Below are 25,160 nucleotides of genomic sequence, written 5' to 3' on the forward strand. Positions count from 1 at the left end.
TTAAGCTGGGAATGAGAATTTCCCGATATCTGCATATTTTGAAAGGCTTCTAACCTTTGTTTTCTCGAAAAATTGCTAATTGATCAAGCTGAAACGGAATTTATTGAAGCGGTGCATCGAAAATTTGTCGGTCTCTTGATTGATGGGCGAGGTAATCCAATAGATTGGGAGTATAAATGACAAATTGGAAAATATGGACGCTACGCGTCCTCGGGATCATTGCCCTCTTATTGGGGCTAGCACTCACCATTGGCGGTATCTGGCTCATAGCACTAGGCGGTTCCTGGTTTTATGCCATTGCCGGTATAGCCATGATGGTGATCGGCATCGACGTTTTCAGACGTCGTGCTTCGGCTTTATGGGTTGCCTATGGGCTGCTCATTGTTGATCTTTTATGGGCATTTTGGGAAGTGGGCTTCGATTTTTGGCAACTTGTGCCAAGAATTATGGTATTTCTCGTCTTTGCTTTGGTCGTTTCTATCATTTCGCCGGCATTGCTCAAGAAAAATGGCGTAAAGTCGTTTTCCGCAATGTTCGCAACGGTCAGCTCTGTGGTCCTTGCCATCGCTGTTATTGCGGTTCTCGCCAATATGCCGCGTCCGCATGCATTGGTAACAGCAAGTGGCGAAAAGTCGCCTGTTGTCTATGAAGATGCAGGAAAGGACAGCGGAAATGATTGGCCTGCATGGGGGCGCAACACCAAAGGCAACCGTTATGCCCAGTTCGACCAGATCAACAAATCCAACGTAAAGGATTTGAAAGTTGCCTGGACTTATCATACAGGCGACCTTGCGATCGACGGTGCAGAATATCAGGTTACGCCACTCAAAGTGGATGACACGGTTTACCTTTGCACACCGCTCAATAAAATTATCGCACTTGATGCAACAACCGGCACTGAAAAATGGAAATATGATCCGAAGCCGAAAATCTTCCAGAGCACAAAAGGCTGGAAGAGATGCCGTGGCGTTGGCTATACGGATCTCACAGAGCAGTATAAACAAGCTGCTGCCAACCATTCTGCATCAAACGGTGATAACGAAAACAGCAACAATACCGAGGCTACCCTTCCGACGGTTTGCCGCAAACGTATTGTTGTAACCACAATTGACGCACGTCTCTTCACACTTGACGCTGAAACCGGCAAGCTTTGTGACGGCTTTGGCGACAATGGTTTTGTTGACCTGACTGTTGGTCTTACAAAAGAACCTCCAACAAGCGATCAGGGCTCATACAATATCACCTCCGCTCCGCTTGTTGCCGAAGGCGTGATTGTCGTTGGTGGACGGTTGAACGATAACCTGACAGTTGGCGAACCTTCCGGTGTTGTCCGTGGTTTTGATGCCATTACCGGTAAAATTCTCTGGGCATGGGATGCAGCACGCGGTGCAAAAGACAGCACTCCGCTTCCAGCCGGTCAAACCTATGCGCCTGAAACACCGAATTTCTGGGGCACAGCCGCCTATGATCCGAAGCTTCACCTTGTCTATTTCCCGACAGGTAACCAGACACCGGACTTCTGGACAGGCAATCGCCACCCTTATTCGGATGAATATAATGACTCTATCGTCGCGGTAGACATAAAAACAGGTAAGGAAGCCTGGCATTTCAGGACTGCCAATATCGACCAGTTCGACTATGACGTTTCTTCCCAGCCTATTCTTTATGACCTTCCAAGACCTGATGGTTCCGTTGTACCGGTTGTTATCCAGTTGACAAAACGTGGCGAGATTTTTGTTCTTGACCGCCGCAATGGTCAACCAGTCTATCCGGTCGAGCAACGCGCTGTCGCCACAGATGCGATGCCGGGCATGAATGTTGCACCGACACAACCCTTCTCGGCTCTTTCAGTCGGCACAGAAAGACTTAAAGAATCCGATATGTGGGGTGGCACAATCTTCGATCAACTCGTTTGCCGTATCGCATTCAAATCGATGCGTTGGGAAGGCGAATGGACACCATTGTCGGATAAGAAACGCACTCTTATTTTCCCCGGTTATTATGGCGGCATGAACTGGGGTGGCGGCGCAATCGATGCTGCAACCGGTACACTTATCGTCAATGATATACGTATGGCACAATGGGGCCGTTTCATAAAACAGGATGTCGCCAAGAAAATCGGTTTGAAGCCAACCACTGAAGGCGAATATTCAACGCAAACCGGTACTCCTTGGGGTGTTGAACGCTCAATGTTTGTTTCTCCGCTCGGTGTACCGTGCTTTAAACCGCCATTCGGTTCATTGACGGCTATCGACCTTGTTACCGGAAAAACAAAATGGCAGGTTCCGCTTGGCTCTATTCAGGATGCACCGGTTCACGGATTTGTCCCCGGCGTTTATATCCCGATTGGAATGCCAACAATGGGCGGGCCGCTTGTTACCGGCGGTGGATTGACATTCTTCCATGGTTCGCTTGATTATTACATCCGTGCATTTGATAGCGACACCGGTAAAGAACTCTGGCGCGGTCGCCTGCCCGTTGGCGGACAAGGTGCACCAATGTCATATATCGGCAAAGATGGAAAACAATATATCGTAGCCGTTGTGGGTGGTGCCACACGCACAGGAACCAACAAAAACCGTTCCGATCTGGTAATCGCCTACAGTTTGCCGGATAAAAAATAAAAGGGACATTCTGCCCTTTTTGAAAAAGCTTCTTCCGGTCTATCCGGCAGAAGCAATAAACCCGAATATTGAAGGAGAAAAACCGTGAAAAAACATGGAAAAAACCGTCTATGTGTCAAGTCGCTGCAGGAATGGAAATTTCCCGTTACTTGCCAGCGGAAGTAAAGAACAAACGTTGATTTGAACATGACGCCTGCAGTTTTTTCTGCAGGCGTTGCGTTAAAAAACGGCTTCATGCCGGTTGACATATCGTTCCGCAATCACCCCCGCAAAGTTTTGAAAAAATTTCACCGGATAGTTATCCGTTCATATTAGTGCAGAAAATTTGTCATGCCGGTTATTCAAGAGTTTTAGCACTATCGCCAAATCAATAAAAACGTCAAATCAAACAGTTCGTTATGTATATTAAAGTTTTAGGATCAGCAGCAGGCGGCGGCTTTCCGCAATGGAATTGCAATTACTATCTGAGCCGCAATGCGCGCAACCATCAATCGGGTTTCTTACCCCGTACCCAATCAAGTATCATTGCCTCGGCAGACAAAAAACATTGGATACTCTTTAACGCTTCGCCCGATTTACGCCAGCAAATCAATTCCACTCCGGAACTTTTTCCAGACCCGAATGGACTATTGCGTTCAACCCCGATTTCTGCAGTTGTTCTCACCAATGCCGATATTGACCATATTGCCGGTCTTTTGACCATGCGCGAAAGACAACCCTTTGTCATTTACGCAACGGAACGTGTTATCAATGTGCTTAATAGTAATCCCGTTTTCAACATTCTGGATCCGGCAATAGTCAAGAAAATAGTATTGCCACTCAACAGGTTAACCAAGATTTCTGATGTGAATAATGAACCTTTGGGCATTGAGATCAAAGCTTTTCCGGTTCCCGGAAAAATTGCTCTTTTTCTGGAAGACAAAAAGAAAAAGGATTTCGGTTCCGAAACTGAAGATACAATCGGCGTCAGAATTTTTGACAAGGAAAACAATCACTCGGTGTCCTATATTCCGGGTTGTGCAAAAGTGAGTTCTTTTGTCAAAAATCAGACAGAAAATAGTGATTGCCTGTTTTTTGACGGCACATTGTTTCGCGATGACGAAATGATAACAGCCGGCCTTGGCCCTAAAACCGGACAACGCATGGGACATATGTCAATATCGGGTGCCGATGGCGCTATCGAAGCCTGGCGCAACGCAAAAGTTTCAAGAAAAATATTTATTCATATCAACAATAGTAACCCGGTCCTTGATGATCATTCGGCTGAACGTCATGAAGTCGAACAATCCGGCTGGGAAGTTGCATTTGACGGAATGGAGTTAAACTTTGACTGATTATCACAATATTGCCCGCAATGGCCTGACACCTGACGAGCTTGAAAAAATACTGCGCCAGATCGGGAAAGAACGTTACCATATCAACCACCCCCATCATAAAATGATGATGGCCGGAAAGATGACGAAATTGCAACTTCAGGCCTGGGCATTGAACCGCTATTGTTATCAGGCAGCCATTCCGCGAAAAGATGCGGCAATTCTGATGAATTCCAAAGATCCGGTTTTTCGTGCCGAATGGCGCCGCAGGATTACCGATCATGATGGCACAAACGGGCTGGATGGCGGTGTAGCGCGCTGGTTGAAACTTGCTACCGGTTTGGGACTTGATGAAGAGATGGTGAAAAGCGAAAGACAAGCTCTTTGGTCAACGCGTTTTGCTGTCGAAGCCTATGTCAATTTCTGTCGCCAGAGGCCGCTTCTCGAAGGTGTTGCTTCTTCATTGACGGAATTGTTTTCACCGACAATCATCGCCGAACGTGTTCCGGGTATTTTGGCAAAATATCCTTATGTGAGCGAAGAGACATTGGCCTATTTCAAACCGAGATTGACACAGGCACCGAAGGATTCAAGTTTTTCATTGGCCTATGTGCGCGAACATGCCGACACGCCCGAAAAACAGCAGGCCGTCATAGATGCTTTGATATTCAAAACCGGTGTGCTCTGGTCAATGCTTGATGCGCTGGATTATGCTTACGGAGAAGCCGGACGTATTCCCCCTGGCGCTTTTCGTGGTACCTCGAACGAATGATGGCAGACCGTTTGACAAAACAAAGAAAAATTCTGAGCGACGAAAGCCGCCCGGAATTATTTCATCACGTCAGAATCCAATACGAACCGGTGAGGAAGGCTTATGCGCTGCTTTCACCGGAAAAAGTGTTTTGGCCGAATGAAATCGGGCTTGATATATTGCGGCTTTGTGACGGAACAAAAACTGCCCACGAGATTGCTCTTTCTTTATCCGAAACCTATGATGCTCCGGTTCACGAAATCATTGACGATGTTTACTCCTTTTTACAAGATTGGGCCGACCAACTTGTCGTAAAAATATGACTGTAGAAATCTTCCCTCCCATCAGTATGCTGGCAGAACTCACTTATCGATGCCCGCTTCAATGCCCCTATTGTTCCAACCCGCTGGAACTCATGAAAGCCGATCAGGAACAGGATAAGAGTTTTTGGGAAAAACTTTTCAAAGAAGCAGCAAAGCTCGGCGTGTTACAAGCGCATTTGTCCGGTGGCGAACCAACATTGCGTAAAGATCTTGTAGAAATTGTTGCTGCCGTTCATGATAGCGCCATTTACTCGAACCTTATTACCGCCGGTGTTACCTTGTCTGAAGCAACATTGGAAGCTCTAAAAGAAGCAGGCCTTGATCACGTACAACTATCGTTACAGGGCACAACACCGCAAACGACAGAATTGATAGGCCATTATAAAGGCGCATATGAGAAGAAAATAGCAACAGCAAAACTTGTCCGTAAACTCGGCCTGCCACTTACTTTGAATGCACCGATCCATCGTTACAATATCGACGAGCTTGACGCCTATTTCGATCTTGCGCTTAAGCTTGATGCAGAACGCATAGAAATCGCCAATGTTCAATATTCCGGTTGGGCATTGCTTAATCGCAACGCTTTGATGCCCAAACGTGAAGACTTTGAAAAACAGATGGAAAAGGTCGAAAAATATCGCGAAGAGCTGCGGGGTATCATCAATATAGACTATGTCATTCCCGACTATTTTGCCGATTACCCGAAGCCATGCATGGGCGGCTGGGCTCGCGATGCCTTTGTCGTCATCCCTGACGGTACAGTTCTGCCCTGCCATGCGGCGAGAACCATTAAAACATTACATTTTGACAAATTCGGAGAAAAAACACTTTCCGAAATCTGGCATAATTCGAGTGCATTCAATGCCTTCCGCGGTTTTGACTGGATGCCGGAACCTTGCCGGTCCTGCAAAAGACGCGATATTGATTTTGGTGGCTGCCGTTGTCAGGCATTGGCATTGGTAGGTGATGCATCAGCAACAGACCCCGCTTGCATCAAGTCACCTTTTCACCAGAAAATCAGAGAGTTGGGAGAGCAAGCAAGCCATGCCAATGCACCTCTTCAATACCGTCGTATCGGCGTTTTCTGATCAAATATTGCTTCCGTTTCAAATCGGATTTTGATTGCCGTTATTGAACTTAAAGGTGCGAACCGACAAAATTCGATATCGTGAATTTCCAAGCCTTCTTTTCAAATCAATCAGGAAAATCGAAATTCACGAAAATGAAACACTTGGTTTAACAAAACATCAGCGTGTTTGATCAATGTACAAAACTATCCATTCAATCAAGCGTCTTCCATTGCTCGGCTGCCGAGATTTCTTACCCTGAAATTCAAATTGAATTTTATACGGTCATCCATAAGCTGGGGCAATGATTGGGGCAGCCCGCTATATGAGTAGCCTAGAATAGTGACAAGTTTCCTGAAATAGAATGGCACTCAACCAATACCCGCATTGCTTTTGTCAAGCGGCAAAAAGCAAGTTATTCATGTCCACAAGGAGCGCGATCGGCGTTCAGACCGCATTGTGGCGCTTTCGAATGACACTAAGATAAGGTCAGCTTCTTTCGTAACATATGGAAATTAGATGTTGCTGTTGAGCTAGCAATTAAACCTTTATCTTCATGCAAAAACTTCTCGGGGATAAAGACTTTCCGGATTACTTGCTCAATCCCAACGCTCGATCATAACGTCATTGTAGCTTACCGGCGTGAAACCACATTTTTGATAGAGCTGTAAGGCACGTGGACTATCCAATGTATTGGTTTGAATAATGACTTTATCCGGATTGGATTCCCACACAGAATGCAAAATCTCGTTAAAAAAGAAGTATGACAGCCCCCTGCCCTGATAATCCGGCACCAGACCGAAATAGACAATTTCGGCAGACTTGGGCAGCTCTTTCAGATTTATTTCAGCAAAACCGGCGGGGCAACCGTCGACATAAAGGATATGGATAACTGTATTTTCCGATTGTATCAGATCTTTCAAAGCCGCGTCAGTCATTTTCCGACGGACATTCCAATGGTGTGCCTTGCCAATCTGCTCATAAAGATAGCGATAAAAATGGACAGGCATATGATAGGCGCGCATAATCGCAATTTGCAGATTAATCGGAGAAGGCACGGTCATCGCAGGCCGCTTATACATTTCCAGATGCGTGACACGGGCATTGAGAAAATGTGGCATATTATTCATCCCCATCAGTGCCAGTAACAACCGGCGTATCTTTTTTAGACCCCCATTCACTCCATGACCCATCATAAAGCCTTACATTATGGTTACCTAATGACTCGAGCGCCAAAGCAAGCACCGCAGCCGTGACACCGGAACCACAAGTGGTTACAACCGGAGCCGCAACATTAATACCCGCATCCTTAAAAATAGTTTTAATCTTGTTCAGATCTTTAAAATTACCATCTGTAGATAAAGTCGAAAACGGGATATTATGAGCGCCCGGCATATGGCCTGAACGCATTCCCGGTCTCGGCTCCGCTTCCTCACCTAAAAATCTTTTATGTCCACGAGCATCGGCTATTTGGGTTGTTTCGCCGTCCACGAGTTGCCGCATCTCGTCAATGAGCACAACCTTGTCTTGTTCAAATTTTACCTGAAAAGACGCCTTTTTAATCTTTGTCGGTTCATTGGTGACCGGATAATGTTTTTTTTGCCAGCCGGCAAAGCCACCATCCAGTACGTAAACATTTTTTGCGCCCATGACCCGAAACATCCACCATGCCCGTGGTGCCGAGAAAAACCCGATGCCGTCATAAACCACAATCGTATCATCCGCATTGACCCCCATTTCGCTTGCAAATTGTGCGAATTTTTCAGGGCTCGGAAGCGTGTGGGGAAGACCGGATGTCTCATCACAAACTTTATCATGATCAAAAAATACAGCACCCGGTATATGGGATTTTTCATATTCATCCCGACCATTGCGTTTGGCGGCGGGCAAATACCAGGAAGCATCAAGCACCGAGAGATTGGGATCACCCAATCGCGCTTTCAACCAGTCATCTGAAACAATAAACTCACTGTGGGTTTCCATGATATTATCCCGATTTCCTTAATCCTTGCAACTATATGAGAACATTAGGTGATTTTGCGAAAGATTCAAAGCGGAATAGTAGCGGACTTATAGAGCAATGCAAGTTTAATATAGGACATAATCAAATCGGATGGGCGGCGATGAGTTGAAAATCGTTGCCATAGTCCAAAGGAGATTTTCCGATCATTTTCTGCTTTTTGAAAACGTCAAAAGCAATTCATATTCCAAGCAATTAAGATTCCCGCCCAAACCGACATCTCTACCTTGGAGATCAAGTGGAAACAAGCCCGAAAAGCAATCAAAATGCTATCGGGCTTCATTCATAACGGTTGGAAAGCTGAAATGCCTTCGAATGATAAATCCGTTTAGAAAATTATCAGGAAGTTATTCCTCTTCCAAAACTTAGGCCGCGCGTCTTACCGACTTTCTTAATCTTACCGGTTTTTTACGATTATTCGGCTTCTTTCTTTTTGTGCTTACCGGTTTCTCGTTTCGTGCTTCGAGCGTTTCACGATTTTTTCTGGCATCGTTATTTCTGTTTCTCCGCTTGAAGCTTTTTTGACGATCACCCGACAAAGCCTGTTCGTCATCTCTGGTCATAGTCCCGCTGGACTTTCCGGAAACAGGTTTACGGCGATGCGTTCTATTCTTTTCGTGAAAAGTCCCGTCCTTTTTGTGTTTCTGAGAGCGAGCCTCATCCGAGGAATCGGTCTTGTCTTTACCTTGTTTATTTTCCACTTTTTCAGGTAAAGGACCAAACTGTGGCGGAACGTCTTCACGTGGCAACTTCATGCGAATAACACGTTCAACAGCTTTAAGCCGTGCACTCTCGATACTCTCGTCATAAAGCGTAATGGCTTCACCATGCGCGCCGTTGCGTCCGGTACGTCCAATCCTGTGCACATAGCTTTCAGCCTCGTCAGGAAGTTCGTAATTGATAACGTGGCTAATTCCCGGAACGTCGATGCCCCGTGCAGCAATATCGGTTGCAACGAGAATACGCACTGTTCCGTCACGAAAACCTTTCAAGGCTTTTTGACGTGCATTCTGCGATTTGTTGCCATGAATTGCTGCAACAGAATAGCCCGTTTTGGAAAGATTGCGCGTTACCGCATCCGCGCCATGTTTTGTGCGCGTAAAAACAATCACCGAGCTTAAAGCCGGATTGGTCAAAAGCTTGTTAAGAACATCCTTTTTGTTACGGCGATCGACTTTATGAACGACCTGATTGATTTCAGCAGCCGTTGTCCCCTGTTTTGCAACTTCGACATGAACCGGATCATGAAGAAGCGTCTCTGCAAGCTTTTCGATTTCCCTCGGCATAGTTGCCGAGAACAAAGCTGTCTGGCGACCTTTCGCCACAAGATCGGCAATCCGGCGCACATCCTTGATAAATCCCATATCGAGCATACGGTCTGCTTCATCAAGAACGAGATAGTCTGTACGGGATAGATCTACGCTCTTATCCCTCACCAGATCCATCAACCGTCCGGGCGTTGCAATGAGCACATCAACACCTTGCGCCATGCGCTTGATCTGCGAATTTTTCGAAACGCCCCCGAGAATGAGACAAGTGGAAAGATGCGTATTTTTCGAGACCATATGAATAGCCTCTTCAATCTGTACGGCAAGTTCACGTGTGGGAGCGAGAATTAAGGCGCGAGCTGTTTTCGGGCGCCGCTTATCGCCCATTGAAAGGATTTTTGTTAAAACCGGCAGACCGAACGCCAATGTTTTTCCCGAACCGGTTTGCGCAATACCTAAAATGTCACAATCGGCAAGCATTGAAGGAATAGCTTCTTCCTGAATAGGTTTAGGCTCGGTCATGCCGGCTTTCAGAAGATTTTTAGCGAGAATAGGCGATACACCCAATGCCTCGAAGGCATTCGAATTTTGTGTTTTCAAAATAAAATCTTTCCCTGCCACTTCCGGACAGGCTTTTTACTCCTGATCTCCCGCGCAACCGGAACATCGGATTAATCAATATAAGGACGAAACGCTCGAGGTAGCCCCTTGAAGCGACTTGCGCGACCAATGAACACCTTTGGCAAGGTGAATGATGCTACAAAGTCCCTTTATAGAAAGTTGGCTCACCAACCCAAGCATCACAACCAGCCTTATCGTTCAATGTGATATAAAAAGCAACTGCTTTCATCCAAAATAAATAAACTCTGAGCCTTCACCGCAATTTCGCCGTTAACCGGAAGAGCGACTATTTTTTCTAGCATTAAAAAAATCCTTACACGACCAAATGAAAATTCATTTTGTCGGATATTGCCGCTGCGATCTAATATTCATTCTACCGGATAAAAGCGTGAACGATGATGCATCACGCGAGGTTCAGCAATTATCACCTTCAAGGAAAAGCTTTTTTCCTCAATCAAAATAGTGCCAATCGTCACACAAAACTTAAGCGGAATGCTGCCCGAACTTTATAAAACGATAAAGCCATGAACCTCATATTTCAGGAACAAACAGGATAAATTATTTGCGGGTTATTTTTTCTTGCGGAATATTTACATCCTGAAAATCCGGATAAATTTCCAGAAATACCGGATTTTGAATAGTCTTCTGCCCGCCATAAATGAGATGCCACTTTGTGTTATCAATAATTGCCAGCGTTGGATATTCGATAATGGCATCTTTTGTTTCTACCCGCGTCGGTATCAGAGCATAGGGAATACCATTGGTTGTCTGACGATATTCGATCTTCCCCGTATCCAGACGATAAGCTCCGGCTGGAAGATTGGAGAACTGGCTTTCCAATTGATTGATAAAATTCTTTTTGAGAGTCTCTTCGTCGGTCTTCAGCCTGAGCGCCATCTCATTGAAAAGGCGCTCGGGCATATTATTGGCAATGAAGCTCAGATCCTTTTTCTGCGCTGCGTTATTGATTTGTGCAACAAGACCGTCGAGTTCGGCTTTCTGGATAGAGTCCGGCTCGGCCGCATTCGACACTCCGATTCCGGAAATAAATAACGCCAAAGCAAAAAACAGCGAGGTGAGAAACTTCATTGATAACGACCTTTTGGTTCAATATAGGTATTTGATTTAATTATATAATATAATCAAATAATACCCTGTCATTGGTTATATCGCGATACGCCCAACCAAGCTCTTTGAACTTTGTTTCAAGAACTGCGAAATTCTCGAAACGTTTTGTCTCGATTGCGATAAGAACGGAACCGAAATTGCGTGCCGATTTCTTCAGATATTCAAAGCGCGCAACATCATCATCCGGTCCGAGCTGGTCGAGAAAACCACGCAATGCACCGGGACGTTGGGGAAAACGGAAAATGAAATATCTCTTCAATCCTTGATAACGCAAGGCGCGTTCTTTCACTTCCGGCAAACGTTCGAAGTCGAAATTGCCACCAGAAATGATAAGGAGAACTTTTTTGCCTTTCAAATCCTGCGGAGAAATGCTCTTTAATGCATCAATTGAAAGACCGCCAGCCGGCTCCACCACAATGCCTTCGACATTCAGCATTTCAATTATTGTTGCGCTCAAACGGTTTTCCGGAATAATCGACACATCATAGGGTGAAAACCCTTTCAGCATCTTGAAGTTCAGTTCCCCAATCTGGGCAACTGCCGCGCCATCGACAAATGTATCAACATCTTCCAGTTTGACGCGTTTGCCTTCCTTCAAACTGGTGTAGAGACTTGCAGCCCCTTCCGGTTCGGCAAAGCGGATGTGGGTTTTTGTCCAACCACTTTCGCGGATAAAATGGCTGATGCCACTGGCAAGCCCGCCACCACCAACAGGAATGATAACCAGATCGGGTTTTTCATCTCCGACCAGCTCTTGCCACTGCTTTGCAGCCTCGTACATAACCGTTGCTTGTCCGGTCACAATCCGCATATCATCGAAAGGCGGTGCCATTACCCCGCCGCCTTCAGCAACGAAAGCTCTTGCGGCTGCATAGCATTGATCAAAAGTATCGCCGATCATACGAATTTCAATAAATTCGCCTCCGAATGAACGGGTCTTGTCAATCTTCTGCTGCGGTGTTGTCACCGGCATGAAGATAACACCCTTACGCTTGAAATGATGACAGGCAAAAGCCAAACCCTGAGCATGATTGCCGGCTGAAGCGCAGACGAAAGCCGCTTCCGGAGCTACCTTGTCGAGCATTTGCGAAATGAAATTGAAAGCACCACGAATTTTATAGGAGCGAACCGGAGTCAGATCCTCACGCTTGAGGTAAATTTCTGCATCATATTTCTGACTTAAATACTCATTCCGCTGAAGCGGGGTCTCATCAAAAAGACTGCGCAAAGCTTTGGCAGCTTTCGCCACGTCTTGAACAAACTCACTCATGATATAAAATGCTTTCTATTCCATAAAATTCGAGCTGGCTTTCTTCTGGAAAGTCAATCCCGGCTAGATTAAATCAAACAAGATTATATTCAACAAAAATTCGCAGTCGAATGGCGCGAGACACAAAAAATTCAACTTTCATATCAATCGCACCAATCGCGTTCAATTGCACGAAATGCTGCTTCCATTGAAACGACTCTCGGCCCCTCCACCCTTTTCATATATTGAAAACACCATATCCGGAAAATAAACTCCGCAAAGAAAATTATCGGTAGATAGCAGAATGAAACGTATTTACTAAAACCCGATCTCATCGGATTGATGAAATCATAGCGGTAGACCTTCCAATTTAATAATCAATATCCAGATGCCCGCATGGTTCGCTCATTAAAAGGCGAAATGAAAACTATCATCTTTCCCATTCTGATAAATTCCGGCGAGCAACAGGAGAAAACATCGGCGACTATTTTCACTGCTTTTTAACGTCTCGTTTTTCAGCGCACTCATTTACGGTGCTAAAAAACTACCGTGCAAAAATAGACAGAAACGTTCGATATTTAAAAATATTGTGGCTATTTCCCCGAGCCGATTTTAAATTAATTTTTTGGCTTCACTTTTTGATATTCGTTCCCTATAAGGGCAAAAGCTGCGGACGTGGCGAAATTGGTATACGCTAGGGACTTAAAATCCCTCGATCTTTAGATCATGCGGGTTCAAGTCCCGCCGTCCGCACCACTACCTTGTTTTAAGCTTCCCCATGCGTTTCTTGCATCTGGTTCAAAGAAAACGCTTCCTTGCTCAACCCGATAATATCGGTCTTAATCTTTCAATTCGCAAAAAATTAGGAAAAGTTCGAAATGAACATGTTTGAACGGATATTGCTCTCCGTTGAGCTTGTTGCCCAATTTCTTAATCAAAGGCGGTTAATCGAAGTCTCTCAATCAAGTTCAAGCAGTCTCTCGACCAAATTAATCAAGTCTATTGCAAAGCCTTTGGTGCAACCAACGCGAACATAATCATTCAAGAACAACTACATTCTGATAGGCGACCAATCGAAAAGACGATTTTTTGAATATAAAAGCACGCTCTTCGTCACAAAAAGAGCCGCCGCTAATTTATCATGCGTTCCTTAAAACCACAGGAAACAAAACGCCAAAGGGATAGAGCGTTATCATCCGACATCAAATCCGACACACGTTTTTAAGGCAAAAATACCGAGCTCTCTGTTTCTCAAAATGGGGACAGTCAATTTTCAGCTTTCATTTGAAGCTCGCACGACTTCCGTTAATTTCTATTGTATCTGTCGCCTTGATTGCAAATCGATCGCCATTCGGGAAGGTAACGAAACATCCCTTTGGACAGATGTCGACTGTCTGATCTGCCTTTAAAGACACATCCCGTCTGGAACTCCCTTCAGCGACCACAAGAGATTCTGTTTTTTGATCGGTATTTTTTATTGTTGCAGCTTCTACTCCTTCCGAAAAGAAACATGTCAAAGCAACAGCTACAAGAAACCATTTTGTCATATCAGGTAATTCCTTCGTCAGAAAACCGCTTATAAGCCTGAAATCGCACTTTGTTTGTGACCGCAATTGTCGCGGTAATATCGGGCACGTAAATTGCCAGAGTAAAATTGAAATTATTGCTGTCAAAGCTTGAAAAACTGACCCATGGACTCGGATTTTTCAAAACTCCTTCGGTATTATTGGCGGTTTCCATCAATACCTCGACGATATGTTCCGGATCGGACATGGCCGGAACAGTAAACGTCACGTCAACACGCCCGATTTTATTACGATGTGTCCAGTTACCAACATTGTTATTAATGAGACTTGAATTCGGCACGATAATCGTTTGCCGTTTCAACGTCTCGACTTCGGTTGCACGGACACTGATGCGTTTGACAATTCCGACAATTGTACCGGTTTCGACATAATCGCCAACTTTGAAGGGACGTTCTGCCAACAGAATAAGACCGGAGACAAAATTCTGGACAATATTTTGAAGTCCAAAGCCGATACCAAGTGAAAGACCACCGGCGATCAATGCAAGGCTACTCAAATTGAAACCGGCGGCCGACAGGCCTATCAGCGCGGAAAGCGCAATACCGCCATAACCGACGACCGTACGGATGGAATTTCTGACACCTGAATCGACCTTTCCGCGGGCAAGCACTGTGCCATCCAGCCAGCCGATAAACCAGCGTATCAGGAACCAGCTTATCAAAAAGAAAACAATGCCAATTGAAATACCGACAAGCGAGATAGATACATTTCCAATCTCGAAACCGGTCATTATGTGAATGAAGGCCGATAAAATATCGGATGCCGAAAAGCCGAGTTGCATGATGATCGGCGGCACACAAACAATAATCACAATAATGTTGAGGAGAATACCGGCAACAAGGCCAAGCTGGTCCATTGTGCTATCGTCGATATTAAATCTTTGTACCAGACGACGACCGATGAATGTCTTGGCGAAAGCTCCCTCTTCAGCCGTTGCACGCGCTGTTTGTATGCCAAGATACATCAACACAAGAAATGCACCGCTAACAACAATTTGTTGAGAAATAAAACGGGCCATGCCGACATAACCGGCAAGTGCTGTCAAAATAGGCAATAACCCGACAACAATAAGTGGAATGCGGATATAGAGCGGCCAGGACGTTACCTTTTTATCGTCCTCGCTGCTCGTTCTCGCCCGAACAAAGGAAATCGCCAGAATAATAATACCAACAAGAATAACCGAAATGAAGCTCTTGGCGATAGCAAGTGAAAGAGGTGCCGATACGGCGCGATAAACAGCATTCAGGAAATAATCCAGTGCCATTACCAACGCCAATAAGGTCAATAGCACAATCAACAGACGCGCCGGTTTCGGTGCTATATTCATCAACCGCAGCTCTGGCAGTTTTGGCGAGAGAATGACAAAAGACATACGGGCGATAAAAAACACCAGCATAATGACGTCTGCCGCCGAGCGGAATACCGGTTCCAGATTTGGCCAACTAATTCCGAGATAGTTGAAAAATATAAGTATGAGAATGACAAAAACCGCGCAAATCATTGTCGGAACAAGCGTTGCGACAAAAGCAAATGACAAGCGCTTCAAATAGGATGCGTCTTCTTCTTCCTTCGTCGCCTCATGTTTGACACGACCGATCAATTTATGCGTCGAAACAACAAGAACACCAGCGATAAAAAGTGGAATCAAAATGCTAGCACATAGCGCTAACAACTTGAATTGATATACAAATTGCCACCAGGAAAACATCAACGAGAAAAAGTCCGCCGCTGCATCTTTTGCAGATTGGGCAATTTGTTTACCAAGAGGTGAAGAAAACTCCACCTTGTGGGTCAATGTTCTTGCAAACAATTCCCGCGATTGCGCTATCGTTCGTTCAACAAGCCGATTGGCATCAATCGAACAATCTTCGAGCTGTCCGACCAAAGTATTGATCTTCACTTTGAGCTGGCGAAGATTATTTCTCTCGTCGGTAACTGTTTTTGCTTCCTGAACCCCGTCTTGCGGCTCGCCTAATTGGTCAAGACGTAAATTGATATCATTCAACGGTGAACGGAAAAGCAGAGCCGTGTTAATGACTTTACCGCTGACATCCTGTGCTTTGTTACGGATATCGGTCAAGGCTGCATCGTCATCCTGTCCGGCGTCATAGCTTTTCAATAGCTCTTTTAGCTGATCTTTATAGCCATTCACGACCGCTTGTTGTTGTTTGACAAGATCTGCGGGGCTTAAAACCGTATTATCACCGGTTGAAGGCGTTTGCGCCTCCGCAACATTCCCGACCGCCGATAGACTTGATAAGGTCATTCCTGTCGAAGAGATTGCCAGAGCAATGATAAAACAGAAATTGCGAATGAGATTTTTAAAATTCATTTTAAAATTCAAAGGACCAACCATTCCAGATAAAGATAACGAATCGCGCATATAGGTTCCGACACAAAAAAGGCAATTTGCAGATATGTGTCGGGCTACTCAACTATTGCTTATTATTTTCTATACGATTTTTGCAGAACTATGACAAATTAAAGCCAGTTCATTCGCGCCGGGAAAACCGCACTAACATTTTCAACCGACGTCCAAAATTATAATTTTTATGTTTTTGTCATTAAAAATATTTGCTTAATAAAAAGATTCATGATACTTTTTCACTTATATCCTTACTTACAGGTAAATTTTGCTTGTCTTTTAAAAAGAGTGAGTTATATGCCCCAACAGTGGAAGCAGGCCGCCCTTGGTTCCACCCCCAGTTTTGAAAGTGCGTGTAAAGGCGGATTGTTACTGATTAGTTTATCCATTTTTCGTGAGACGGTCCAATCTTTGAACGATCCCGCTTTAATTGAAGAAAGGAAAAGTGTGGTTCTTCCTATAGCTTTTTAGCTGGAGTTCTCACGCGGAAAATGTGATGGAAAACACAAAAATCCCCACCTTGCTAAATAACTTCAATTGCAATTCCAAATGCAATAATTTTCTTGAGCTCTCTCATAAATATAGCGATGACGGTATCTTATGGCAGGAGAACACCTATAAACGTGCAAAAGCTTTAGCAGATCCGATTGTCTATAAACGGGTTGTAGACATAGGAACGGGTGCGGGGAAAAAACTTCCAATGTTTTTTGGTAAAATAAACAGCCCTGATAAAGATAAAAAAGTTCATTTTTTTCAAGTCGACTTTGCCGATAACCGCGAAGATCCCGATCCTGATTTTGCTGACTTTTTGCAAATCAACCTGGAGGATTGGGACGAAGTATCAACATTAAGGGAAAAATTCGATGACGGCACGCCGACAATATTTATTTTGTCGGATGTGATAGAACATTTGTTTGATCCTCGGCCTTTGTTGGCAACTTTAAGATATTTGCTCAAAAAAATGATAAAAATAGATTGATAATTTCTACGCCGGATCGTGACCGGATTGACGGGAAGAACAATCAAAGCGCACCGGATAATCAAACACATGTTAGACAATGGACGAAAACCGAGTTCGAGGGATTTCTCGTTAATTCGGCATTCCATGTCGACGAAATAGGTTATACCCAACAAAATAAATTTGATATAAGTAATGTTACAATTCTAGCCACCTTATCGTGTAGTGAAGAGTTTTATAATAATTGGCTTACAGCCAATCACATGCCGGAAAAATCCGGCCATTTATTGATAACGACCGAGCATTCTTCACTGAAGCGTAGTGGTGGTATAGGCTCTTATATAACATATACAGACCATGCATTGCCGGAAAAAAGAATGGTTTTGTTTATTGGTCCTATTGGCCTCGATGAAAACTGGTTGGAAACCATACATGAAAAAAGATGGTTCCACATTGGTCAGATAAGCAACATAGATACCATTAACCATTATGACCGCGATGAAATATTGGAAGCGGTATATCATTTTCTATATATTTATGAAACGATCAACGTCATAGAATACCAAGAATACTTCGGAATTGGTTTTCGTGTTGCCCAGGCAAAAGACAGTTACCTACTTCCTCGACAAACGCAACTGGTCGCTGTTGCGCATGGTAACCATTATTATCTCGATAATGCCGAAGAAGACATGATTAAACGGGATATAACCGTTGATTTTTTTGAAAAAATCTCTTTGGAAAAAGCCGATCATGTTGTCTTTCCGACTACGTTTTTGAAAAATTTATACGAACAACAACAGGGAATGCGGTTCAAGTCTCCGATCAAGCTCAGATTTCCAATACAGATTGAGGAAAAACAGGACTTCGATAACTACGAACATTTATCGACATTGATATTTTTCGGCAAAAAATCCCATCAAAAGGGGTATGATGACTTTTGTGATGCGTTAAAAGAAATAAAAAATTCACCTCGCTATCAGGATTTATATGAAAAAATAAAAAAGGTGATTTTTATTGGTGCGGATTCTGTCGATCAAGAAATCATAAAAAGTTACAGTGACGTCTCCTATGGAGTTTATTCTTCCAAAGACGCGATCGCCATCATAGAAAAGAATAAGGCAAATTCTCTGGTCGTTTTGCCTTATAGTAATGATAACTACCCCATGTCTGTTTTTGAAGTCATAAGAACAGGAGCACAGATACTTGTAAAAGATGCCGGAGGGATCCGTGATATTTTTACAGATGATTGTGATGAAAATGCATTATATAAAAATGACCTCGCAAAAGCGATAAAAGAAAAATTCGCACAATTTTTCTGGAATAGGACAAATTCCATCAAATTGCTGGAAAAGACTGTTATTGACAATTACAAAGAAAACTTTTCGCAATTTAATAGCTTCTTTCACAGTCTCTATAAAAAAGCGAACCGTCTGCTATTAAAAAGGGTACAGTTTCAATAGTCATATCGAATTTTAAAGGAAGTCTCGAGTGCCTTAACGATGTGTATGAGGGGATAAAAAATTCCATTCGCCTGCCCGACGAGATCGTCATTGTCGATGACCATTCACCTGAAGAATATGTTCCTTTTGTAGAAACATTCTATCAGAGAGTGAAGGATATTTGCCCTCGTACGAAACTTGTTATTCATGAAGAAAACAAAGGTTTATCAGCTGCAAGAAATACCGGCATAAGAAATTGTTCATCGGATTATATATTGTTTCACGATAATGATAATATAATGTTGAATGGTAATATTACCATCCTGGCAAAGATTTTGGACAATAATCAAAAAATTGATGCTGCAACGTCTTATTTGTTAAGTTTTAAAGACAAAACCAACTGGAAAAAAAGAAATAATAAGCAGGATGTTTATAAGCCAATCGGACAAGACCTGGCTCTTGCCTTAAGCGGAAGTTATCACACAAATTGCTTTGGTGATGCCCATGGCCTTTATAGAAGAAAAATGCTTCTGGAAATCGGAGGGTTTGACGAAAAGACGCGGGCAATGTGGGAAGACTTTCAGCTATATTTAAGAATGACACTTAAAAAGAAGCAATTAGCATTGGTCCCGAAACCTTTGGTTTTATATCGGGTGAGAGAAGACTCCATGCTAAGAACTTACAAAAAGTACCCTGCTTTTCAACGTTTGGAAAGATCATTGATAGAAGCAGGAATACAATCCGGCGAATTACTCATGCGTTGTTTGGTACGAAAAAACGAGGACCATAATAATGACTGGGGAGATTTTATTGTCGGTCAAAAGCGCGCAAAGAAAATTTTAACTTCAAAAAGCAGGACACTCCTTCATTTGTTGAGACTTATCTTTGTAAAAAAGTATAGAAATGCTTGTCGTCGAAGGAATAGATAATCGGTTTGCCTGTCTGAGCGATATTTTACACCATAGCAATTCTGTTATAGGCATGACATCTCATGGCCGAATTTTTAAATTTTGAATAAAGAAGGAACAGTTCGGCGTTCATATTTTTAGGCTTTTTCCTGACTAACAGTCTAAAATATAAAAGTGTTATTGTGTTACAATTAGCATGATAATTGTACTTGCCTGAGATAACCGTAATTCGGTCCGCTTTCATACATGTAATGAATGGTTTTGTTTTAGACATCCACGTTCTGCCCTTTACTCTCCGAACCTTTACAAATCATTTTTTTACTGGTCCTTCCTGCAAATACGTTTTCCGGAACATCGCGCATTTAAGCGACGACTGTTGACAAAAAATTGCTATCACCTGCAAAGAGCAAAGTTCTTTCCACTTTATTGTGAGGAGATCAAATCAACTTGGTCAGAACCTTTGATCGTTTGATAGTCTGAAAAGCGAGCTCGTTTATATAATAGACAAAGGTTTTGTTCTCTTAACTAAATCGGCTTAAAAAGTAGCGTTGCAATTTCGGACGAAAAAATAAATTTTCGCGACAAAAATTGTTCGTTGTGAGGTCGTTTTATGGAAGATAAGCCATATGTCATTTGTCATTATCAGCATCCCTATTGTACGACCGGAGATTTTAGCGTTGTCGTTCTTGTCCGGTTCGGCAATTGTCCTCTACATTTCCGACTTCCGTTTGGAATTACTTTTTCTTCTCATGAAAGATTTCGCCAATTATCTTCAGGCCATAACGAAACTCTAGTTGAAAAAATCGATTGTCGGAAAAAAATTCGGATGATTCATAAGAGGCATTCTTTTCAAAATTCTATGCTCCGATAGCCTGAATGAGACATTACGGAAACCATTAATGGCAAATAAGTGGTAGATAGAAATTTCCATATACATTTAATACGTGTTATCAGCCTAAATGTTGAAAACTTCAAAAAGAAGGTTCTTATCTGAACCAAATCGTAATATAGAACCTATTTTTTAGGTGCCAATTATTGGATGGATCTTATGCGAACACCACGCTGGCTAACAACTTTATATTTTGTCGTTCTTCTCTTGGGAGTTCTGGTTGCACTACCTAACCTGTTGACGGAAAAGCAGCTCGAATATTTACCATCATTCATGAGGGATACAAAAGTTGTTCTGGGCCTTGACCTCAGAGGTGGTTCTTCGCTCGTTCTCGAAGTCGATGCCAAGTCGCTCAAGCGCGATCAGTTACGTACCGCTCTTGATAATGTCCGTGGCAAACTTCGCGAAAAGCAAATCCAGTCAACCAGTGTCCGTATGATCGGCGATTCGATTGTCGCCGTCATTCCTGATGCGGGTCAGCGCCAAACCGCATTGACTGCGCTTCAAGAATTGGCGACCCCTATTTCGGCAGGCGCATTCCGCGCATCTTCGTCTGATATTGATGTAAGCGAGCAGAATGACGCAATCCGCGTCACGCTGACGGAAGCCGGCATCAAATATCGGGTAAACAATGCTGTTGACCAAAGCCTTGAAATTATCCGTCGACGCGTCGATCAGGTCGGTGTAGCAGAACCGAGCATTCAAAAAGTCGGACTTGATCGCATTGAAGTCCAATTGCCAGGATTACAGGATCCGAAGCAATTACGTGATCTTCTCGGAACTACGGCGAAAATGACATTCCACCTTGTTCCTACCAATGTCGATATGGAAAATCCGCCTGCAGGTGTTTCGATATTGCCGGGTTATACCGACGAGAATCAGCGTTTTCCTATTTATGATCAGGTTTCGCTTGACGGTAGTGTGTTAACCGATGCTTCGGCCGGTTTTGATCCGCAAATTCCCGGCAAGTCGCTTATTTCCTTCAAGCTCAACACAATCGGTGCGAAAGCATTTGCCGAAATTACAAGAGAAAACATCGGCAAGCCGTTTGCTATTGTCCTTGATAACAAAGTTCTGACAGCTCCAGTCATTCAAGGCGTCATACCTGGCGGTAGCGGACAAATTACCGGCAATTTCACTCCCAAAGAAGCATCCACCCTCGCCGCCTTGTTGCGTGCCGGCGCATTGCCTGCTCCTTTAACAGTGATAGAAGAACGCACTGTCGGTCCGGATCTCGGTGCGGATGCGATCAAAATGGGGCTTTATACCGGTATTGCCGGTTTCTTCCTCGTGGCACTTTTTATCTTCCTTCTTTACGGGCTATGGGGCATTATCGCCGATATTGCACTTGCGCTTCATACTGTTCTTACTTTTGCAGCACTCAGTCTCATTGGTGCAACGCTCACGCTTCCCGGTATCGCCGGTATCATTCTCGGAATTGGTATCGCGGTTGATGCGAACATTCTTATCAATGAACGTATCCGTGAAGAAAGTGAAAAAGGCATGGGGTCTATGGCCGCGCTTGACCGTGGCTTCAAACATGCGTTTTCAACCATTATCGACGCGAATGTGACGGCTGCTATAGCCACAGTTTTGCTGTTGTGGTTCGGCACCGGTCAGATACGCGGCTTTGCTGTCACAATGCTTCTTGGCATCATCATTTCATTGTTTACCGATGTCACCATCGTGCGTATCATTATGTCGTGGGTTGTGCGTGAATGGAAAATTACCAAATTACACATCCATTCATTTTTCAAATTCATTCCCCAACACACCAATTTTCACTTCATGAATGCACGTTTCATCGGCATCGGGGTTTCCATTTTCCTGTCAATTGCGTCAATCGTGCTGTTCTTCAAGCCGGGCCTTAATTTCGGTATTGATTTTATGGGCGGTAGCCAGATGGCTATTACCACCAAGGCCCCTGCCGATCTTGCTACATTGCGCTCGACATTGGGACAATTAGGATTAGGCGAAATTGCATTGCAAAATGTTTCCAACCAGAACACGGTGCTCATCAGAGTTCAGCAACAGGATGGTGGTGAAGCCCAACAAACTGCAGCCATTGAAAAACTGAAAACTGCCGTCAAGACAATCTACCCCGATGTCACTTTTGACCAGATCGAAGTTGTCGGTCCGAAAGTTTCCGGTGAACTTGCTACAGCCGGCTTTACTGCTGTCGTTCTCGCGGCCATTGCCATGATGTTTTATATCTGGTGGCGTTTCGAGTGGTTCTTTGCTGTCGGTGCCATTGTCACCATTGTCCTCGACACCACCAAAATGGTCGGTTTCTTTGCACTATTCCAGCTAGATTTCAATTTGACAGCTATTGCCGCACTTCTCACAATTGTCGGCTATTCGGTCAACGATAAAGTGGTGGTTTATGACCGTATGCGTGAAAATATGAGGCTCTATAAAAAGATGGCCTTGCGACAATTGGTCGACATGTCGATCAATCAGGTGCTTATCCGTTGTATTTTCACGTCAACAACCACTGTTCTTGCGATGCTCCCGATGGCGATCTGGGGCGGTAGCGCAGTTCATAATTTTGCCGTTCCAATGGTTGTCGGGGTAATTATTGCGACATCCTCGTCAATTTTCATTGCTGCACCAATTCTGCTCTTTCTTGGCAATTGGTGGCATCATCACCATGAGGGGCGCGATCTCATCGAAGACAAGCCTCATCCGAATTCAGTGAACGCAAAATAATTTTTTCCAAAAGCCGGTGTGACGAGGTCATGTCATACCGGCTTTTTTTTGGGGGGGTAATCGCCCGATTTTAACAAAACAAATCGGAAAATTTTGTCATAAGCTTAACACAAATGATGTTTATGTTCGTGGCATATTGACGGGGTCTAATTAAAAACAGGGAGGAAATTCCAGCCGCAGATGATACAGGATACACCATTGGTAACAACTATTGTTGTGGGGTTGTGCCTTGCATTTCTGTTCGGTGTCCTCGCCAATCGTTTACGAATCTCGCCACTTGTCGGTTACCTTCTGGCCGGTGTCATTGTAGGGCCCCATACCGGTGGTTTTCGTGTTGACTCGGTTTTGATCAATCAGCTTGCCGAAATCGGTATTATCCTGTTGATGTTCGGTGTCGGCCTGCATTTTTCTTTTAAAGATCTTCTTTCGGTCAAAGCAATCGCTATCCCCGGTGCTATTGTCCAAATGACTGTCGCCACAGCATTGGGGCTAGGTTTCGGTCTTATCATGGGATGGGGAATGGGTGGCGGCTTGGTCTTTGGGCTTGCGCTTTCTACAGCCAGTACCGTTGTGCTTTTGCGCTCGTTGCAGGAACGCAATCTCATTGAAACAGACCGTGGACGCATTGCTGTAGGGTGGCTTATTGTCGAAGATCTGGCAATGGTTCTGGCCCTGGTGCTCATCCCTGCCCTGTCCACTTCATTGGGAGGAAGAATAACCGGTGAAGCCGATCCTCTTGCCCAATGGATGCAATTGGGACTCTTCGGGACAATCCTTCTGACAATTGCAAAAGTTGTACTGTTTGTCATTTTGATGGTGATCGTTGGCCAACGTGTTATCCCCTGGCTTTTGAAAATTTCTGCCCAATCCGGTTCGAGAGAACTTTTTCGCTTGAGTGTTCTTGCAATTGCTCTTGGTGTCGCATTTTTTTCAGCTCATCTTTTTGGCGTTTCTATTGCATTGGGTGCTTTTTTTGCCGGTATGATTATGAGTGGTTCGGAGCTCAGCCAAAGAGCAACAGAAGAAACATTGCCGCTTCGTGATGCTTTTGCCGTTCTGTTTTTCGTTTCCGTCGGAATGCTTTTTGACCCATCCAAATTGTTGACAGCTTTTTTGCCTCTGATTGTAACACTCGTCATTATTATTGGCGGCAAATCTCTTGCTGCTTACGCAATCGTCCGGCTCTTTGATCGTCCTTATGCAACTGCGCTCACAATTGGTGCCGGCCTTGCCCAGATAGGTGAATTTTCTTTTATTCTTGCAGGGCTTGGAACTTCGTTGGGAATTATCAATGACGAAGCGCGGGATCTTATTGTGGGAGGCGCCATTCTTTCCATTCTTTTAAATCCGCTGGTCTGTTTTGCCGCCGAAAAAATTCGTTCCCGTCTTGAGACGAAAAATGGCGAAACCACGGTTATAGATGTCAGTGCGAATGATGATGATGATTTGGGAAAAATCGATAAAACCAACCATACAATTCTGGTTGGCTTTGGCGATATCGGCGAAAAAATTGCCAATGCTCTCCAAAGCTCTCACACAGATTTCATCGTCATTGATCATAACGGGCAGGCTGTCAAAAGCGCCGAGGAGCAAAAAAATGAAGCAATTCTGGGCAATGCGGCCAATGTGACTATACTTGAGCGAGCCAATATCGAAAAAGCCCGTCAATTGGTTATATCAACAAAAAGCGCAATTGATGCGGCTAAAATTGTTGCCGAGGCTCGCAAGGCAAATGACCGGATCAATATCATTGCCCACGCTGTCACGGGTGTGGAAACCTCTTATCTAAAAGATATGGGGGCGAATACGATAGTGACGGATGACGAAGAAATCGCTAAAGGTATATTAAAACATTTGAGTTATCCCGAAGCGGATGAACAGGCATGTTCGGATGACAAAACTTCCCCGTTAAATAATGGGGAACGCCGGAAAATGTGAGTGG

Annotated in this window: 17 protein-coding genes and 1 tRNA gene; 11 read left to right on the plus strand and 7 right to left on the minus strand. The window is 44.1% G+C overall.

Annotation, left to right across the window (positions count from 1 at the left end; all coding sequences use genetic code 11):
- Window positions 1-176: 176 nt before the first annotated feature.
- The 5 genes from BBC0178_RS07220 (at window position 177) to pqqE (ending at window position 6,099) form a co-directional block, all read left to right on the plus strand.
- The gene (locus tag BBC0178_RS07220) at window positions 177-2,624 is read left to right on the plus strand and encodes a membrane-bound PQQ-dependent dehydrogenase, glucose/quinate/shikimate family (RefSeq protein WP_078039669.1); all 2,448 of its coding nucleotides are present in this window, start codon (window positions 177-179) and stop codon (window positions 2,622-2,624) included.
- Between the two features lie 398 nt (window positions 2,625-3,022).
- Complete coding sequence (gene pqqB, locus BBC0178_RS07230; RefSeq protein ID WP_078039671.1) at window positions 3,023-3,958, plus strand: pyrroloquinoline quinone biosynthesis protein PqqB; 936 nt, start codon at window positions 3,023-3,025, stop codon at window positions 3,956-3,958.
- Window positions 3,951-4,709 carry a pyrroloquinoline-quinone synthase PqqC gene (gene pqqC, locus BBC0178_RS07235; RefSeq protein ID WP_149867442.1) on the plus strand — a complete coding sequence of 253 codons (759 nt, stop codon included), beginning with the start codon at window positions 3,951-3,953 and terminating at the stop codon, window positions 4,707-4,709. Before pqqB ends, pqqC begins: the two co-directional genes overlap by 8 nt.
- Window positions 4,706-5,011, plus strand: a complete 306-nt coding sequence (pqqD, locus tag BBC0178_RS07240; protein ID WP_149867443.1) for a pyrroloquinoline quinone biosynthesis peptide chaperone PqqD — start codon at window positions 4,706-4,708, stop codon at window positions 5,009-5,011. The genes pqqC and pqqD overlap by 4 nt, the downstream gene beginning before the upstream one ends.
- Window positions 5,008-6,099 (plus strand): pyrroloquinoline quinone biosynthesis protein PqqE, encoded by a 1,092-nt coding sequence (gene pqqE / locus BBC0178_RS07245; protein WP_078039672.1) that lies wholly within the window; start codon window positions 5,008-5,010, stop codon window positions 6,097-6,099. Before pqqD ends, pqqE begins: the two co-directional genes overlap by 4 nt.
- 578 nt (window positions 6,100-6,677) lie before the next feature.
- Here the strand turns inward: pqqE and BBC0178_RS07250 are convergent.
- The 5 genes from BBC0178_RS07250 to ilvA all read right to left on the minus strand — a co-directional run bounded on the left by BBC0178_RS07250 (window position 6,678) and on the right by ilvA (window position 12,385).
- Window positions 6,678-7,199, minus strand: a complete 522-nt coding sequence (locus tag BBC0178_RS07250; protein ID WP_149867444.1) for a GNAT family N-acetyltransferase — start codon at window positions 7,197-7,199, stop codon at window positions 6,678-6,680.
- Between the two features lies 1 nt (window position 7,200).
- Window positions 7,201-8,061, minus strand: coding sequence for a 3-mercaptopyruvate sulfurtransferase (gene sseA, locus BBC0178_RS07255; RefSeq protein ID WP_078039674.1), 861 nt, complete (start codon window positions 8,059-8,061; stop codon window positions 7,201-7,203).
- Between the two features lie 402 nt (window positions 8,062-8,463).
- Window positions 8,464-9,888 carry a DEAD/DEAH box helicase gene (locus tag BBC0178_RS07260; RefSeq protein WP_149867513.1) on the minus strand — a complete coding sequence of 475 codons (1,425 nt, stop codon included), beginning with the start codon at window positions 9,886-9,888 and terminating at the stop codon, window positions 8,464-8,466.
- 657 nt (window positions 9,889-10,545) lie between these two features.
- Window positions 10,546-11,076, minus strand: a complete 531-nt coding sequence (locus tag BBC0178_RS07265; protein ID WP_078039676.1) for a hypothetical protein — start codon at window positions 11,074-11,076, stop codon at window positions 10,546-10,548.
- A 40-nt stretch (window positions 11,077-11,116) separates the two neighbouring features.
- Window positions 11,117-12,385: a threonine ammonia-lyase IlvA gene (gene ilvA, locus BBC0178_RS07270; protein WP_077971880.1), complete on the minus strand. Its 1,269-nt coding sequence runs from the start codon at window positions 12,383-12,385 to the stop codon at window positions 11,117-11,119.
- Window positions 12,386-13,033: 648 nt separating this feature from the next.
- On the opposite strand from ilvA, the gene BBC0178_RS07275 reads away from it, so the two are divergent.
- A tRNA-Leu gene (locus BBC0178_RS07275) sits at window positions 13,034-13,120 on the plus strand.
- A gap of 524 nt (window positions 13,121-13,644) precedes the next feature.
- Here the strand turns inward: BBC0178_RS07275 and BBC0178_RS07280 are convergent.
- Together BBC0178_RS07280 and BBC0178_RS07285 are read right to left on the minus strand one after the other, a co-directional pair.
- Complete coding sequence (locus BBC0178_RS07280; RefSeq protein WP_077971882.1) at window positions 13,645-13,911, minus strand: hypothetical protein; 267 nt, start codon at window positions 13,909-13,911, stop codon at window positions 13,645-13,647.
- A 1-nt stretch (window position 13,912) separates the two neighbouring features.
- The gene (locus tag BBC0178_RS07285) at window positions 13,913-16,282 is read right to left on the minus strand and encodes a mechanosensitive ion channel family protein (RefSeq protein ID WP_077973566.1); all 2,370 of its coding nucleotides are present in this window, start codon (window positions 16,280-16,282) and stop codon (window positions 13,913-13,915) included.
- A gap of 529 nt (window positions 16,283-16,811) precedes the next feature.
- Between BBC0178_RS07285 and BBC0178_RS07295 the strand changes: the two genes are divergently transcribed.
- From BBC0178_RS07295 to BBC0178_RS07320, 5 genes are all read left to right on the plus strand, one after another.
- On the plus strand, window positions 16,812-17,294 hold the full coding sequence (locus tag BBC0178_RS07295; RefSeq protein WP_078039678.1) for a class I SAM-dependent methyltransferase: 483 nt from the start codon (window positions 16,812-16,814) through the stop codon (window positions 17,292-17,294).
- 242 nt (window positions 17,295-17,536) lie between these two features.
- Window positions 17,537-18,733: a glycosyltransferase gene (locus BBC0178_RS07300; protein WP_188317712.1), complete on the plus strand. Its 1,197-nt coding sequence runs from the start codon at window positions 17,537-17,539 to the stop codon at window positions 18,731-18,733.
- Between the two features lie 41 nt (window positions 18,734-18,774).
- Window positions 18,775-19,641, plus strand: a complete 867-nt coding sequence (locus tag BBC0178_RS07305; protein ID WP_236831492.1) for a glycosyltransferase — start codon at window positions 18,775-18,777, stop codon at window positions 19,639-19,641.
- Between the two features lie 1,027 nt (window positions 19,642-20,668).
- Window positions 20,669-23,218 carry a protein translocase subunit SecD gene (gene secD, locus BBC0178_RS07315; protein WP_078040404.1) on the plus strand — a complete coding sequence of 850 codons (2,550 nt, stop codon included), beginning with the start codon at window positions 20,669-20,671 and terminating at the stop codon, window positions 23,216-23,218.
- Window positions 23,219-23,398: 180 nt separating this feature from the next.
- Window positions 23,399-25,156, plus strand: a complete 1,758-nt coding sequence (locus BBC0178_RS07320) for a cation:proton antiporter domain-containing protein (protein WP_078039682.1) — start codon at window positions 23,399-23,401, stop codon at window positions 25,154-25,156.
- Window positions 25,157-25,160 lie beyond the last annotated feature (4 nt).

This window comes from Ditibartonella apihabitans, assembly GCF_002007485.1.
In the GTDB taxonomy this organism is placed as follows: domain Bacteria; phylum Pseudomonadota; class Alphaproteobacteria; order Rhizobiales; family Rhizobiaceae; genus Bartonella; species Bartonella apihabitans.